Source organism: Rhodococcus jostii NBRC 16295 (genome assembly GCF_001894825.1).
Taxonomy (GTDB): domain Bacteria; phylum Actinomycetota; class Actinomycetes; order Mycobacteriales; family Mycobacteriaceae; genus Rhodococcus_F; species Rhodococcus_F jostii.
The window spans coordinates 194375-210173 of record NZ_BCWY01000006.1 but is presented as its reverse complement, the minus strand read 5'-3'; the positions used below and the strand labels follow the sequence as shown (position 1 = coordinate 210173).

Genomic DNA, 15799 nt, shown 5'->3' with positions numbered 1-15799 from the left:
ATAGGGACATGAAGCCAAGGATTCTGGTTGTCGACGACGACACTGCGCTCGCGGAGATGCTCACGATCGTGCTCCGTGGCGAAGGATTCGATCCGTATGTGGTGGGGGACGGGACCCAGGCGCTCACCGCGGTCCGGGAGACACGCCCGGACCTGGTGCTGCTGGACCTGATGCTGCCCGGCATGAACGGCATCGACGTGTGCCGCGTCCTGCGGGCCGATTCCGGTGTTCCCATCGTGATGCTGACCGCGAAGACGGACACCGTCGACGTGGTCCTGGGGTTGGAATCCGGCGCAGACGACTACATCATGAAGCCCTTCAAGCCGAAGGAACTGGTGGCGCGGGTCCGGGCCCGGCTCCGCCGCACCGAAGACGAGCCGGCCGAGCTGCTCAGCATCGCCGACATCGTCATCGACGTCCCCGCCCACAAGGTGAGCCGGGGCGAAGAACTGATCTCCCTCACCCCCCTCGAGTTCGACCTCCTGGTGGCCCTGGCGCGCAAGCCCCGTCAGGTGTTCACCCGCGAGGTGCTCCTCGAGCAGGTGTGGGGTTACCGACATGCAGCCGACACCCGCCTGGTCAACGTGCACGTTCAGCGTCTGCGGGCCAAGGTCGAGACTGATCCCGAGAATCCCGAAGTGGTTTTGACGGTCAGGGGGGTCGGCTACAAGGCCGGACCGCCGTGACAGGTGTTTCCCGATGGCGGCGTCGCGTCAATCGACGCGTTTCGCCGATCCTTCGGTGGGGTCACTCACTGAGCAATACCCTCGCGCACACGTGGCGTCGTTCGCTGCAGCTGAGGGTCGTCGTCTCGACGTTGACGTTGTCTCTCATCGTCATCGTCGTGCTCGGCGTCGTGCTCACGAGCCAGATCACCGACCGTCTGCTCGAAACGAAGATCAACGCGGCCACCGAGGAGATGGACCGTGCCCGCAGCACGGTCGAGGGGCAGCTGGCCGGCGCGGACGACAGTAGTTCGCCCACCACCCAGCTCGACGGAGCCCGGGCCGCGCTGACCAACCGGGAACCCGACGCCGGGCAGGCGTCGGGTTCGGCGGGGACATTCGATCCGGTGCTGATCGTGCCGGGTGACGGCCCCCGCGCGCCGACGTCGAGTGGTCCGGCCGACCAGATCCCGGAATCGTTGCGTGCGTTCGTCCAGGCCGGTCAGGTGGCGTACCAGTTCGCCACCGTGAACGACCCCGAGGGCTATTCGGGCCCCGCGCTGATCGTCGGCAGCCCGACCGCGTCAGCCATCTCGACGCTCGAGCTGTACCTCGTGTTCCCGCTGGCCAGTGAGGACCGCAGCCTGTCGCTGGTCCGCGGCACGCTGCTGGTGGGTGGTGCGGTGCTCGCCGTGCTGCTCGCGGCCATCGCGCTCCTCGTCGCCCGGCAGGTGGTCCTGCCCATCCGGTCGGCGTCGCGGATCGCGGTGCGTTTCGCCGACGGCCGGTTGAAGGAACGCATGCCCGTGCGCGGCGAGGACGACATGGCCCGGTTGGCGATGTCGTTCAACGAGATGGCGGAGAGCCTGTCCAAACAGATCACCCAACTCGAGGAGTTCGGAAATCTGCAGAAGCGGTTCACGTCCGACGTGAGCCACGAGCTGCGGACACCGCTGACGACGGTGCGCATGGCGGCGGACCTGATCCACGACGGCAGCGACGATCTCGACCCGGTGCTCCGGCGGTCGTCGGAGTTGCTGGTCGCGGAACTCGACCGGTTCGAAGGTCTGCTCGCCGACCTCCTCGAAATCAGCAGGCACGACGCCGGCGTCGCGGAACTCGCCGCCGAGCAACTGGACGTCCGGATGTGTGCGCGCGCGGCGATCTCGACCGTGCGGCACCTCGCACGCGAGAGCGGGACCGAACTGATCGTGGACCTGCCCGATCAGGCAGTGATGGCCGAGGTGGACCCACGTCGCGTGGAGCGGATTCTGCGGAACCTCCTGGCGAACGCGATCGATCACGGAGAAGGCAAACCGGTGCTGCTGCGCCTGCGCGCCGACGACAGCGCCGCGGCGTTCATCGTGCGCGACCAAGGCGTGGGACTGCGGCCGGGCGAGGAGAAGTTGGTGTTCAACAGGTTCTGGCGGTCCGACCCGTCGCGCGTGCGGCGGTCGGGCGGTACCGGCCTCGGTCTCGCGATCAGTGTGGAGGACGCGAACCTCCACGAGGGCAGGCTCGAGGCGTGGGGTGAACCCGGCCGCGGCGCCTGCTTCCGTCTGACGTTGCCCCGGGTACGGGGCCGCAAGGTCGTGTCGAGTCCGCTGCCGCTGAAACCGGGTACCGCGAAATATGTTCAAGGACAGCCGGTCCCGGACGACTCGACGTTGCCGGTCCGCAACGAGAGCCGGGAGACGGCGGTCGACGACTCCCGCACGGTTCCGCAGAAGCGTGAGCGTGAGCGGGCACACGTCGGTGACCGTGAGGGTTCGCAGCTGCCGGAGCAGGACCTGTGACGCCCCACCGCAGGACTGCTCTCGTGTCGCGGTCGGTGTGCGGTGCGCTCGTCCTGGCGGTGCTCGTGGCGGTCAGTGGCTGCGCGAGCCTGCCGGATTCCTCGACGCCGCAGGCGATCGGCACGATCAACCGTGACTCACCGGGATCGAGTGTCGCGGCCCCGGCGCCCGGGCGTGAGCCCGACCTGTTGCTGCGCGACTTCTTCAAGGCCAGCACGGACCCGTCCGACCGGCATCTGGCGGCCCGCCAATTCCTCACCGCCGGGGTGTCCGGCAGCTGGGACGACGCGGCCAGCGCAACCATCGTCGACAAGGTCGACGTGCTGCCGGAGACACGGTCCACCGACAAGGCGACGTACACGATCCGCGCCAACAAGGTGGGGCAGCTCGAGCCCGGCGGACTGTACGTCGCGGAGGAGGGCAGCTTCGAGACGAAGATCAGTCTCGAGCTTCTCGACGGGGAGTGGCGGATCTCCGAGCTCCCCGCCGGGGTGATCCTGGACCGGGCGCAGTTCCTGAACACCTACCAGCGCAAATCGCTGTACTTCCTTGACCCGGCCGGGACGACGGTGGTGCCGGATCCGCGGTGGGTGTCGGGTGCCCAGGACCAGATGGCGTCGCAGCTGGTCGGCCTGCTGATCGACGGGCCGAAGGCCGCCCTGGCGCCGGCTGTGCGGAACGAGCTCGCCGGGGTGTCGGTGCGCGGGCCGATCACGAAGGCCGACGGCCGCACCGCGCAGGTGGGCGTGGGGCTCGGCGGGATCAGGATCGACTTCGCCGGGGTGCCGCCGATGGACGAACAGGCCAAACAGCTGTTCGCGGCGCAGGTGATCTGGACTCTCGCCAACGCGGAGATCTCGGGACCCTACGTGCTGCTCGCCGACGGCGAGCCGTTCGACGACCGGTTCCCGAACGGGTGGACCACCGCCGACGTCGCGTCGATGAACCCGTTCGCGACGTCGAGCGCGACCGTCGGATTGCACGCATTGCGTGAGGGTTCGCTGGTGAGTGTCACCGAAACCGGTGTCACGCCGGTGCCCGGATATTTCGGTTCGGCCCGCAACATGCGCTCGCTCGCGCTGTCGCAGGACGGCAAGCTGGTTGCCGCGGTCGCGGATACGGGCCGTCCCGCGCCGGAACCCGCGAGCTCCCTGATGGTCGGCGCGTACGAGGACGGTGCGGCGTCGGTGCTCGAGGGTGGCGCGATCACCCGGCCCACGTGGGCCCCGGACAATTCGGCGATCTGGGCTGCGGTCAACGGCAACACGGTCATTCGCGTGCTGCGTGAACCCGGCACGGGCCGGACGTCGGTGGTGAACGTGGACGCCGGTGCCGTCACCGCGCTGGGCACGACGATCACGGAGCTGCGGCTGTCCCGGGACGGGGTGCGTGCCGCGCTGATCGTGGACGGGAAGGTCTATCTGGCCATCGTGACGCAGATGCCGGGCGGTGAGTATGCGCTGACGAACCCCCGAGCGGTCGCGATCGGACTGGGCAGCCCGGCGCTCTCCCTCGACTGGAGCACGAGCGACACGATCGTCGTGGCGCGCGCGGCCTCCGACATCCCCGTGGTGCAGGTGGCCGTCGACGGTTCGCGGATGGACGCGCTGCCGAGCCGCAACCTGACCGCGCCGGTGGTGGCCGTGGACGCGTCGACGACCACCGAGTTCGTCGCCGACTCGCGCGCGGTGTTCCAGTTGAACAACAACGATCCGGCGGGCGACCGGTATTGGCGGGAGGTTCCCGGGTTGACGGGTGTGAAGGCGATCCCGATCCTGCCGGGCTGAGGCTGTCGGTGCGGGCACGGATACTGCCCGCATGCCAGCCCTGCCCGGCCTTCGGAGCCTGCTCGACCTGATCCTGCCCGCCGAATGCGGCGGGTGCGGGGTGCCGGGCACGCAGTGGTGTGCCCGCTGCGCCGCGGAGCTGGCCGACGATCCCGTGCTGCTCCGGCCCCGCGTGGATCCGGGTGTCGACGTGTGGGCGCTCGGACCCTACTCGGGTCCACGCCGGCGGGCGGTGATCGCTGCGAAGGAACGGGGCCGTCGCGATCTCGCGGTGCCGCTCGGAGCCGCCGTGGCGGGTGCGGTGAGCCGCCTGCAGCAGTGGGGTGAACTCGACCCGCCGGACCTGGCGCCGGTGGTTCTCGTGCCGGCCCCGACGCGTCCCCGGGCGGCCCGTGCGCGCGGCGGCGACCCCGTCACCCGGATCGCCGTCGCCGCGGTGGGGGCGAGGCGGGTGTGTCCGGCCCTCGTCATGCGTCGCGGCGTGCGCGATTCGGTCGGACTGAGCGCCGATCAACGTCGAGTAAACCTCGAGGGTGGCGTCCGGTTGACGCGTAGCGGTGCAGGATTCGCACGCCATCTCGCCTCGGAATCGGCTGCGCCGCAACGCACCTCGGTGGTGCTGGTGGACGACGTGTCGACCACCGGGGCGACCGCTGCCGAGTCGGTTCGGGTGCTGTCGCGAGTGGGTATCCGAGTCGGTGCGGTGGTCGTCGTGGCGGGTGTCGGATGAAATTCTGCCGAACAGTGGCACTCGCGCGCGTTACGTACTAGCGTCGCGGACACACCCGAAAACACAGGTAGGAGGTGGAACTTCGAACCTGGTGCCGGGCGGACCCCCTTCCGGCATTGCTCAAACTCGCCGCCGCCCACCAAGGGGCGGGGCCGTAATCGGGAGGTACGAGTGACGACCCCTTCGCAAGCCTCGGTTTTCGTCGACGACCGCACTACGGATGCACAAGAGAAGACGGATACCCCCCACGCCGAGATCGTCGTCAAGGGACGCAACGTCGAGGTACCCGACCACTTCCGCGTGTACGTCTCCGAGAAGCTGTCGCGCCTCGAGCGCTTCGATCCCTCCATATTCCTGTTCGATGTCGAACTTCAACACGAACCCAATCGACGCCAGAGGAAGAACTGCCAGCGCGTCGAGATCACTGCCCGAGGCAAGGGGCCGGTAGCCCGAGCCGAGGCAAGCGCCGACAGTTTCTACGCAGCATTCGAGTCGGTGACCGCCAAGCTCGAGAGCAGGCTCCGCCGCACCAAGGATCGGAAGAAGGTCCACTACGGGGAAAAGACCCCGGTGTCGGTGGCGGAGGCCACCGCCGAACTCGCCGAGGACGACAGTCTCGGCATCAGTCCCGACATCTCCCTGGATGGTCAGGTGTCGGAAGAGCACACACCGGGTCATGTCGTGCGCACCAAGGAACACAAGGCCACGCCGATGACCATCGACGACGCTTTGTACGAGATGGAGCTGGTAGGACACGATTTCTTCCTGTTCCACGACAAGGAATCGGACAAGGCGGCCGTCGTCTACCGGCGGCACGCGTTCGACTACGGATTGATACGTCTGGCGTGATGTACTCCCGTTCCGCTTGACGATCTGAGCGGTCGGTCTACTCGTCCGATCGCGGAAGCGCCTACCATGGAATCCGGCCGGGGTTCTCGGACCTCCGGCCGGATTTTGTGTGTCACCCATCCACTGCCGAAGATTGAGGACGAACAAGACTGTGCCGTCGCTGTCGCTATCGAAGCTGCTCCGTGTTGGTGAAGGTCGCATGGTCAAGCGACTGAAGCACATCGCCGACCACGTTTCCTCGCTGTCACCCGAGGTCGAAGACCTGACCGACGAGCAGCTCCGCGCGAAGACCGAGGAGTTCCGCGCCCGCTACCGGGACGGCGAAACGCTCGACGAATTGCTGCCCGAGGCGTTCGCGGTCGCCCGCGAGGCGGCTTGGCGGGTCATCGACCAGCGGCACTTCCACGTGCAGATCATGGGCGGCGCGGCCCTGCACTTCGGCAACATCGCCGAGATGAAGACGGGTGAAGGCAAGACCCTGACCTGCGTGTTGCCCGCCTACCTCAATGCGATTGCCGGTGACGGCGTGCACGTCGTCACGGTCAACGACTACCTCGCCAAGCGCGACTCCGAGTGGATGGGCCGTGTCCACCGCTTCCTCGGCCTCGACACCAGCGTGATCCTGTCCGGCATGTCGCCCGCGGAGCGCCGCGCGGCATATGCGGCCGACATCACATACGGCACCAACAACGAGTTCGGATTCGACTACCTGCGCGACAACATGACGCACTCCCTGGACGATCTCGTCCAGCGCGGTCACAGTTTCGCCGTGGTCGACGAGGTCGACTCCATCCTGATCGACGAGGCTCGAACCCCTCTCATCATTTCCGGCCCCGCCGACGCCTCGAGCAAGTGGTACGCGGAGTTCGCCCGCATCGCCCCGCTGCTCAAGCGCGACGTGCACTACGAGGTCGACATCCGCAAGCGCACCATCGGCGTCCACGAGGCCGGCGTCGAACTGGTCGAGGACCAGCTCGGCATCGACAACCTGTACGAGGCCGCCAACTCGCCGCTTGTGAGCTACCTGAACAACTCCATCAAGGCCAAGGAGCTCTACACGAAGGACAAGGACTACATCGTCCGCGACGGCGAAGTGATCATCGTCGACGAGTTCACCGGCCGCGTCCTTGTCGGCCGCCGGTACAACGAGGGCATGCACCAGGCGATCGAGGCCAAGGAGAAGGTCGAGATCAAGGCCGAGAACCAGACCCTCGCCACGATCACACTGCAGAACTACTTCCGCCTGTACGACAAGCTGTCGGGCATGACGGGTACGGCCGAGACCGAGGCCGCCGAGCTGCACCAGATCTACAACCTCGGCGTCATCCCGATCCCCACCAACCGGCCGATGGTCCGCGTCGACAACGGCGACCTGATCTACAAGACCGAGGAAGCCAAGTTCGACGCCGTCGTCGACGACGTGGTCGAGCGCCACCAGAACGGCCAGCCCGTCCTGATCGGCACCACGAGCGTCGAGCGGTCCGAGTACCTGTCGAAGCAGTTCACCAAGCGCGGCGTGGCACACAACGTGCTGAACGCGAAGTTCCATGAGCAGGAAGCCCAGATCATCGCCGAGGCCGGCCGGTCGGGCGCGGTCACCGTGGCGACCAACATGGCAGGTCGTGGCACCGACGTCGTGCTCGGCGGCAACCCCGACATCATCGCGGACATCGCTCTGCGTAAGCAGGGACTCGACCCCGTGCACACCCCGGAGGAGTACGAGGCGGCGTGGGACGACGTCCTCGACCAGGTCAAGGCCGAGGTGAAGGCCGACGCGGACAAGGTCCGCGAGGCGGGCGGGCTGTACGTTCTCGGCACCGAGCGGCACGAGTCCCGGCGTATCGACAACCAGTTGCGCGGCCGGTCGGGCCGTCAGGGCGATCCGGGTGAGTCGCGGTTCTACCTGTCACTCGGCGACGAGTTGATGCGACGGTTCAACGGTGCGGCGCTCGAGTCGATCATGACCCGGCTCAACCTGCCCGACGACGTTCCCATCGAGGCGAAGATGGTCTCGAAGGCCATCAAGAGCGCTCAGACGCAGGTCGAGCAGCAGAACTTCGAGATCCGCAAGAACGTCCTCAAGTACGACGAGGTGATGAACCAGCAGCGCACGGTCATCTACAACGAGCGCCGCCAGATCCTCGAGGGCAAGGACATGGAGGGCCAGGTCGAGAAGATGATCACCGACGTGGTCACCGCCTACGTCGACGGCGCCACCGCCGAGGGATACGTCGAGGACTGGGATCTCGAACAGCTGTGGACGGCGCTCAGGACGCTGTACCCGGTCGGCGTCGACTATAAGGAACTGGTCGGCGACAGCGACGACGGCGAGACGAACGACATCACCGCCGACGAACTACGCGAGACCCTGCTGAAGGACGCACACGAGGCCTACACCCGTCGTGAGGCGGAGATCGACGGTGTGGCCGGCGAGGGATCCATGCGTGAGCTGGAACGCCGGGTCCTGCTGAGCGTGCTCGACCGCAAGTGGCGCGAACACCTCTACGAGATGGACTACCTCAAGGAGGGCATCGGTCTGCGGGCGATGGCCCAGCGTGATCCACTCGTCGAATACCAGCGCGAAGGTTTCGACATGTTCGGCGGCATGCTCGAGGGCCTGAAGGAGGAGTCGGTCGGATTCCTGTTCAATCTCCAGGTCGAGGCGCAGGCACCGCAGGCTGCACCGGCCGCGGGTGTCAGCGTCACCGCGGCGTCCGCAGCGGCAACGGCCTCGGCCGCACCCGCTCCGGCGGCACCGCGTCCGCTGCCCACCCAGGAGGCCGCGCAGCAGGCTCAGGGCACGGCCGCGCCGTCCGCCCTCCGTGCGAAGGGACTGGACGACGGCGAGCCGCGCGGGCTCACGTACTCGGGGCCCGCAGAGGACGGCAACGCCCAGCTCAGCCGCCGCGGAGCGGGCGAGTCGGAGGACGCCGGCGACGCGGGAACTCGTCGCCAGCGGCGTGAGGTCGCGCGGTCGCAGACGAAGGGCAAGAAGGCCCCGCGGACCAAGCGCAAGCGCTGACCGCGGAGCGCCTGATCAGCCGATCACCAGAGAGGTGACGATCCAGCCCGTGTCGGACGCTCGTTCGACACGGGCTGCGATCACGAAGACCCGGGGTCCCCGGCCGTAGGTGCCGAACGCCTCGAACGCGCCGGGGTCCACCGCGCGCAGGTGCACGCGGACGAGCGTCGCGACGCCGAGCCGCCTGCCCGGCGAATCGGCCAGCGCCAGCGTGCGCACGACGTCGACGAGCGACGGCGACACCAGCGGCCGCAGTTGTCGCACGTTGCGCCGCCGATCCAGCACCTCGAGCACGAGCCGGAACGCCTGCTCCGTGAATCGCTGGACATCCCGCGGGGGAAGCGGCAGCGTCTCCGGCTGCGCCGCCGCGGTGGTTCTCGGCGACGCCCCGGAGTGGGGCGAGGGACGGTGCCGACCGCGGCGCGGTGCATGGCGCCCGCCCGAAGGCGCGTCGGGACGCGCCGGCAACGGCGGTGCGGGAACGTCGCGGGCAGCCGGCTCGAAGTGCGGCACCCGTGACAGGAACGTGTAGGACTCACTCATTTCTTACCCCCCGGTTTCGGCATGAGACGGCCGTCGTAGCGGTCATACTCGCACGGATCCGGTCGTCGTGTCGCCGAACCGTGGAGCGGACCCTAGGGTGGGGACGTGCGGGGATTGATATTGGACTTCGGCGGCGTTCTGGCGGGTCCCGGTTCGGACATGGACGGGCTGTCGTCCGTCCTCGCCGGTGCCCGGAACCGTGGTGTGCGGACCGCGATCCTCAGCAACGATCCCGGGGGACCCGGCGCGCAGTGGCTGCGGGAACTCGGCGACGGCCGGTTCGTCGACCGGGTCGTGCTGTCCGGGGATGTCGGTGTCGCCAAACCTGATCCGCGGATCTACCGGCTGACCGCCGACGCACTCGGCCTGGACCCCGGGGACTGTATCTTCGTCGACGACCTGCCGGTCAACGTCCGGGGTGCGGTGGCGGTCGGGATGGTCGGGGTCCACCACGTCGACGGTGCGGCCACCGCGGGCGAGATAGCGATACTTCTCGACGTGGATCGAGACGGGATGCAAGGGGGACAGGCGCCGACATGGTGACGAGACTGACTACGCAGGATGCGTCGTTCTATTTCCTCGAGGCGAGCAGCACGCCGATGCACGTGGGTTCGCTCGCGATCTTCCGGAAGCCGCGAAACGGATTGTCCTACGAGGAATTACTGAGCCTCGTCGAGGAGCGGCTGAGTCTGGTGCCGCGCTACCGCCAGAAGGTGCGGGAGGTGGCCCTGGGGCTGTCGCGTCCGGTGTGGGTGGACGACCAGGACTTCGACATCGAGTACCACGTCCGGCGGTCGGCGCTGCCGAAGCCCGGATCGGATGCCCAGTTGCACGACCTGGTCGCGCGGCTCACGTCCCGCCCGCTCGACAACACGCGCCCGCTGTGGGAGATGTACCTGGTGGAGGGGTTGTCGAACAACCGCTTCGCCATCTTCACGAAGTCCCATTCGTCGCTCGTCGACGGCGAGACTGCGCTCGAGATCGGTCAGGTGATCCTGGACCCGGCGAAGACCCGGCGGCCGATGGCCGAGGAGTTGTGGATGCCGAGCCCCGCGCCCAGCGAGTCCACGCTCATCGCCGGGGCGCTGGCGGAGATGGTGGCACGGCCGGGCGAGGGATTGACGGCGCTCCGGGTGACGCTGGGTGACATGGCGTCGGCGCTCGGCGAAACCGTGCGCGCGGTCGGCAAACTCGCCGCCGTGGTGCGCACCGCCACTCAGGTCGCGCCGGCGAGTCCGCTCAACGCGACCATTTCCCGCAACCGGCGCTTCGCCGTGGTCAAGACCGAATTGGGCGACTACCGGAAGATTCGCGCGCAGTACGGGTGCGAGGTCAACGACGTCATCCTCGCCGTCGTGTCGGGTGCGATGCGGTACTGGTTGCTCTCTCGCGGCGAACCGGTGGCCGAGTCGACGACGGTCCGGGCGATGGTCCCGATGTCGGTGTATGCGACCGACCCGGACGACGCCGAGGAGGAGTCGCGCCGCGGCGAGTGGGCGGATCCGCGGAGCATGGTGTCGTCGTTCCTCATCGACCTGCCGGTGGGGGAACCGAATGCCGTGGTGCGACTTTCGCACGTGGCCCACGCGATGGAGGCGCACGCGAAGCAGAGTCAGCGGGTCACCGCGGAGACCCTGGTGCGTTTGTCGGGTTTCGCGCCGGCCACGCTGCACGCGATGAGTGCCCGTGTGGCAAGCAGTTTCTCGCAGCGGATGTTCAATCTGATGATCACCAATGCGCCGGGTCCGCAGATGCCGCTGTACGTCGGGGGAGCGCGGATGCTCGAGATGTATCCGGTGTCGCCGCTGCTGAAAAACCAGACTTTGAGCATTGCGCTGACGTCCTACGACGGCAACGTCTACTACGGTTTGAATGCAGACCGTGACGCCATGGCCGACGTGGACGTGGTGGCGGCGCTGCTGTACGAATCTCTCGAGGAGTTGTTGGATGCCAGCCGGTGAGAAGTCCGCGGTGCGAATGACGGGTGACGCATGACGAGGGTGTACGTTCCCGCGACGATCGAGATCCTCCAGCGGCTCGTTGCCGACCAGGAATTCGATCCGATGAGCCGTACCGCCTTCGCCGTCACCGCCACCCTCCGTGAGGCGTACTCGTCGGGCGACGACGACGAATTGGCCGAGGTCGCGATGGCGGAGGCTGCCCGGGCCTCGCTGCGCCTGATCGCGGGCCGGGTCGCGGAGGGGGGGACCGACGGTGTGCGCTTCCGGCGCGCGGTGGTCGCCGCGGACGTGGACGACGTGACGCCCCGGCCGGATCTCGACGACGCGGTGGTGCGGCTGCCCGGGCCCGTGACGATCGGCCGGGTCGCGTCGGTGCACGTGGATCTGGCGGAGGCGGAACCGGACATCGAGCGGGCCGTGTCGGCGATCGACGAGGCCGATCTCGGGGATCCGGACGCCGAGTTCGTGCTCGGTGACGCGGAAGATCATGTTCTGGCGTGGTACGCCACCCAGGAGCTTCCGTTCCTGCTCGAACTGCTCTGACCGGGTACATCCTCTTACCTCGGGGTAACCTACGGTACCGTAGCTTGTATAACCTACGGTAGCGTAGGTCATGACGGAAAAGGTGGAGGTCGGATGGGTCTGAAGGATTGGATCGAGGCGCCCGCAGCAGCGGTCGTGCCCGCCAAGCGGTCCAAGCTCAATTGGTTGCGCGGTGCGGCTGCACGGCTCACGACGCCGTTGCTGCCCGACGACTACCTGCACCTGGCCAACCCGCTGTGGTCGGCCCGTGAACTGCGCGGGCAGATCGTCGAGGTGCGCGCCGAGACGGCGGACTCGGCCACGATCGTCATCAAACCGGGCTGGGGATTCGACTTCGACTACGAGCCGGGTCAGTACATCGGCATCGGCCTGCACATCGACGGGCGCTGGCACTGGCGTTCGTACTCCCTCACGTCGCCGCCGAACTGGGACGACAAGCTCATCTCCATCGCAGTCAAGGCGATGCCCGAGGGATTCCTGTCGAGTCACCTCGTCAACGGCGTGCCCTCGGGAACGATCGTGCGGCTCGCGACCCCCACCGGCAACTTCGCGCTGCCCGACCCGCCGCCGGAGCGGATCCTGTTCCTCACCGCCGGTAGCGGCATCACTCCCGTCATGGCGATGCTCCGCACGATGAACCGCCGCGGTCAGCTCCCCGACGTCTTCCACGTCCACTCGGCGCCCACCGACGCCGACGTGATGTTCGCCGACGAGCTCACCCGGCTCCACGAGGAGCACGACGACTTCCGGTGCAAGATCCAGCTCACCCGCAGTCAGGGCAAGTTCGCGCTGTCCGCGCTCGACGAGGTGTGCCCCGACTGGCGTGAACGCCAGACGTGGGCCTGTGGACCGCTGCCGATGCTCGACGAGATCGAGACGTTGTGGCGCGACGAGGGCATCGAGGACAAGCTGCACCTCGAGCGGTTCGCCGTCTCCCGGGCGGACACCTCGGGCGAGGGCGGAACGGTCACGTTCGCCAAGGCCGAGAAAACCGTCGCGATCGACGGCGCCACCACGCTCCTCGAGGCCGGGGAGCAGGTCGGTGCGCTGATGCCGTTCGGCTGCCGGATGGGTATCTGCCAGACCTGTGTCGTGCCGATTCTCGCCGGGCACGCCATCGATCTGAGGTCCGGCAAGCAGCATGCCGAAGGTGACCGAGTCCAGACTTGCATCTCCGCGGCGGCAGGGGACTGCACGCTCGACGCGTGAGCGTCAGCGTGTTGTTCACCTGACTCCGCTATTCTCGGACTCTCACCAGACGGAGGAGCACGGTGGCGATCACCGACATCAAAGAGTTCGCGCATCTGACCGAAGCGGACATCGAATCGCTCGGGCGTGAGTTGGATGCGATCCGGCTCGACGTGGAAGATTCGCGGGGCGTCCGCGACGCCCGCTACATCCGCCGGGCCATCCGCGCTCAACGACTGCTCGAGCTCGGTGGCCGGCTCGCGCTGTTCGGCAGCCGATACCGACCGGCGTGGCTCGCCGGCACCGCCATGCTCTCCCTCTCGAAGATCATCGAGAACATGGAACTCGGGCACAACGTGATGCACGGCCAGTGGGATTGGATGAACGATCCGGAGATCCACTCCATGTCGTGGGAGTGGGATCAGACGGGCCCCTCGGAGCACTGGAAGCGGGCCCACAACTACTCCCACCACACGTTCACCAACATTGTGGGAATGGACTCCGACGTCGGATTCGGGATCCTGCGGATGACTCGCGACGAGGAGTGGCGGCCGATCAATCTGCTGCAGCCCTTCGCCAACATCATCCTGGCCGCCACCTTCGAGTGGGGGATCGCTCTCCACGACCTCACCTTCGCCGCCGAACTCGAGGGTGCGGAGAAGGGGCAGCTCAACTCCCAGGCCAACAAGGATTTCGCTCGCAAGATCTTCCGTCAGGTCGGCAAGGATTTCCTCCTGTTCCCGGTGCTCGCGGGGCCCGCCTGGAAGTCGACGCTGTCGGCGAACGCCACCGCCAACCTCGTCCGGAATCTGTGGGCGTACGTCGTGATCTTCTGCGGCCACTTCCCGGACGGCGCCGAGAAGTTCACCGTCGCGGAGTACGAGAACGAGACCCGGCACGAGTGGTACCTCCGGCAGATGCTCGGCAGCGCCAATTTCGACTCCGGCAAGATCATGGGCTTCATGAGCGGGAATCTCAGCTACCAGATCGAGCATCACCTGTTCCCGGATCTGCCCAGCAACCGGTACCCCGAGATCGCCGTGAAGGTGCGGGCGCTGTGCGAGAAGTACGACCTGCCGTACACCACGGGTTCGCTCGCCAAGCAGTACCTGCTGGCCCTGCGCACGATCCACAAGCTCGCGCTGCCCGACCGCTTCCTGCGGGCAACGGCCGACGACGCCCCCGAGACGTCCTCGGAACGCAAGTTCCGCGATGCCCGCGAGGCGGGTGCCGCGATGGTCGAGACGTTGCGTACGGACCCCGTCACGGGGCAGCGCCGGGGGCTGCTGTCGGCGCTGCGTGCCCGCGCAGAGGCCAAGATTCCTCGCCGTCGACGGTGATTTCACTCACACCTACACCCAGGTAACCTACGGTGTCGTAACTTACGGTACGGTAGGTCCAGTCAGCGCCTATCGGGTGTGAACTGTCGACCCAGCCAGGAGGAGGTCCCCCATGGCGATTGCAGACGTCAAGGAATACGCACATCTCACCGAAGCCGACATCGAGTCGCTCGGACGCGAGCTGGATGCGATCCGGCGCGATATCGAAGAGTCCCGCGGGGAGCGTGACGCGCGGTACGTGCGCAACACCATCAGACTGCAGCGTTCCCTCGAAATCGGTGGCCGAGCCGTGCTCTTCGCCAGCAAGCGTCGACCCGCCTGGCTGGCGGGCACGGCCTTGCTCTCGCTCTCGAAGATCATCGAGAACATGGAACTCGGCCACAATGTCATGCACGGCCAGTGGGATTGGATGAACGACCCCGAGATCCACTCCACCTCGTGGGAGTGGGACGTCACGGGTCCGTCCGCTCACTGGAAGCAGACCCACAACTACATTCACCACAAGTACACCAACGTCCTCGGCATGGACGACGACGTCGGATACGGACTGCTGCGCGTCACGCGTGACCAGCGGTGGAAGCCGTTCAACGCCGGCAACTTGGTGTACAACACCCTGCTCGCGCTGTTCTTCGAGTACGGAATCGCGGCGCAGCACCTCGAACTCGGCAAGGTCGCCAAGGGACGCGTGCCGAACGAGGAGACCCAGCGCAAGCTCCGCGAGGTCGGCGAGAAGGTCGGCAAGCAGATCCTCAAGGACTATGTCGTCCACCCCGCGGTCACCGGTCCCGCGTGGAAGAGCACGCTCACCGCCAATATCGCCGCGAACATGATCCGCAACGTGTGGACCAACGCGATCATCTTCTGCGGGCACTTCCCCGACGGCGCCGAGAAGTTCACCAAGGCGGACATCGACAAGGAAACGCCGGCCCAGTGGTACCTGCGGCAGATGCTCGGTAGCGCGAACATCGAGGGCGGCAAGCTCATGGACTTCATGTCCGGCAACCTCAGCTACCAGATCGAGCACCACCTGTTCCCCGACCTGCCGAGCAACCGCTATGCGGAGATCGCCGTGCGGGTGCGGGAACTGTGCGAAAAGTACGACCTGCCGTACACGACCGGGCCCTTCCTCGTGCAGTACGGGAAGTCGTGGCGCACCATCGCCAAGTTGTCGTTGCCGAACAAGTACCTCAAGGCGACGGCGGACGACGCTCCCGAGACTGCATCGGAGCGAAAGTTCGGTGGAAACACCACGGCGACAATCGATCCCGTGACCGGCCGCCGTCAGGGGCTGCGTAGCGCGATCACGCGCACCCGCAAGCGTCGCGGTCTGCGCGCGCTGCTCTCCCGCTAGAAAGTTCCGCTACGGGCGCGGTTC

The 15799-nt window shown here is 67.1% G+C and carries 13 protein-coding genes; 12 read left to right on the top strand and 1 reads right to left on the bottom strand.

Features of this window, described 5'->3' with window-relative positions; translation table 11 throughout:
* The first annotated feature begins 8 nt into the window (after positions 1 to 8).
* The 6 genes from mtrA to secA all read left to right on the top strand — a co-directional run bounded on the left by mtrA (position 9) and on the right by secA (position 8849).
* Positions 9 to 686: an MtrAB system response regulator MtrA gene (gene mtrA, locus RJ1_RS07380; RefSeq protein ID WP_005240059.1), complete on the top strand. Its 678-nt coding sequence runs from the start codon at positions 9 to 11 to the stop codon at positions 684 to 686.
* A complete protein-coding gene (gene mtrB / locus RJ1_RS07375; RefSeq protein WP_073359293.1) occupies positions 683 to 2461 on the top strand; it encodes an MtrAB system histidine kinase MtrB in 1779 nt (592 codons plus the stop codon). The genes mtrA and mtrB overlap by 4 nt, the downstream gene beginning before the upstream one ends.
* Positions 2458 to 4248, top strand: a complete 1791-nt coding sequence (lpqB, locus tag RJ1_RS07370) for an MtrAB system accessory lipoprotein LpqB (protein WP_073359292.1) — start codon at positions 2458 to 2460, stop codon at positions 4246 to 4248. Before mtrB ends, lpqB begins: the two co-directional genes overlap by 4 nt.
* A gap of 31 nt (positions 4249 to 4279) precedes the next feature.
* A complete protein-coding gene (locus RJ1_RS07365) occupies positions 4280 to 4978 on the top strand; it encodes a ComF family protein (protein ID WP_073359291.1) in 699 nt (232 codons plus the stop codon).
* A gap of 171 nt (positions 4979 to 5149) precedes the next feature.
* Positions 5150 to 5827, top strand: a complete 678-nt coding sequence (gene hpf / locus RJ1_RS07360) for a ribosome hibernation-promoting factor, HPF/YfiA family (RefSeq protein ID WP_073359290.1) — start codon at positions 5150 to 5152, stop codon at positions 5825 to 5827.
* A 151-nt stretch (positions 5828 to 5978) separates the two neighbouring features.
* Entirely contained in the window at positions 5979 to 8849 is a 2871-nt protein-coding gene (gene secA / locus RJ1_RS07355; protein WP_073359289.1) for a preprotein translocase subunit SecA, read from the top strand.
* 15 nt (positions 8850 to 8864) lie between these two features.
* On the opposite strand, the gene RJ1_RS07350 is transcribed toward secA, so the two are convergent.
* Positions 8865 to 9392, bottom strand: a complete 528-nt coding sequence (locus RJ1_RS07350) for an Rv3235 family protein (RefSeq protein ID WP_073359288.1) — start codon at positions 9390 to 9392, stop codon at positions 8865 to 8867.
* Positions 9393 to 9497: 105 nt separating this feature from the next.
* Here RJ1_RS07350 and RJ1_RS07345 point away from each other — a divergent pair, with 105 nt between their 5' ends.
* From RJ1_RS07345 to RJ1_RS07320, 6 genes are all read left to right on the top strand, one after another.
* Positions 9498 to 9935 carry an HAD-IA family hydrolase gene (locus tag RJ1_RS07345; protein WP_073359287.1) on the top strand — a complete coding sequence of 146 codons (438 nt, stop codon included), beginning with the start codon at positions 9498 to 9500 and terminating at the stop codon, positions 9933 to 9935.
* Positions 9929 to 11353, top strand: coding sequence for a WS/DGAT/MGAT family O-acyltransferase (locus tag RJ1_RS07340; RefSeq protein ID WP_073359286.1), 1425 nt, complete (start codon positions 9929 to 9931; stop codon positions 11351 to 11353). Before RJ1_RS07345 ends, RJ1_RS07340 begins: the two co-directional genes overlap by 7 nt.
* 30 nt (positions 11354 to 11383) lie before the next feature.
* Positions 11384 to 11896, top strand: a complete 513-nt coding sequence (locus RJ1_RS07335; RefSeq protein WP_073359285.1) for a DUF6912 family protein — start codon at positions 11384 to 11386, stop codon at positions 11894 to 11896.
* A 93-nt stretch (positions 11897 to 11989) separates the two neighbouring features.
* Positions 11990 to 13105 carry a ferredoxin reductase gene (locus RJ1_RS07330; RefSeq protein WP_073359284.1) on the top strand — a complete coding sequence of 372 codons (1116 nt, stop codon included), beginning with the start codon at positions 11990 to 11992 and terminating at the stop codon, positions 13103 to 13105.
* A gap of 62 nt (positions 13106 to 13167) precedes the next feature.
* Entirely contained in the window at positions 13168 to 14424 is a 1257-nt protein-coding gene (locus RJ1_RS07325; protein WP_073359283.1) for a fatty acid desaturase family protein, read from the top strand.
* 112 nt (positions 14425 to 14536) lie between these two features.
* On the top strand, positions 14537 to 15775 hold the full coding sequence (locus RJ1_RS07320) for a fatty acid desaturase family protein (protein WP_073359282.1): 1239 nt from the start codon (positions 14537 to 14539) through the stop codon (positions 15773 to 15775).
* Positions 15776 to 15799 lie beyond the last annotated feature (24 nt).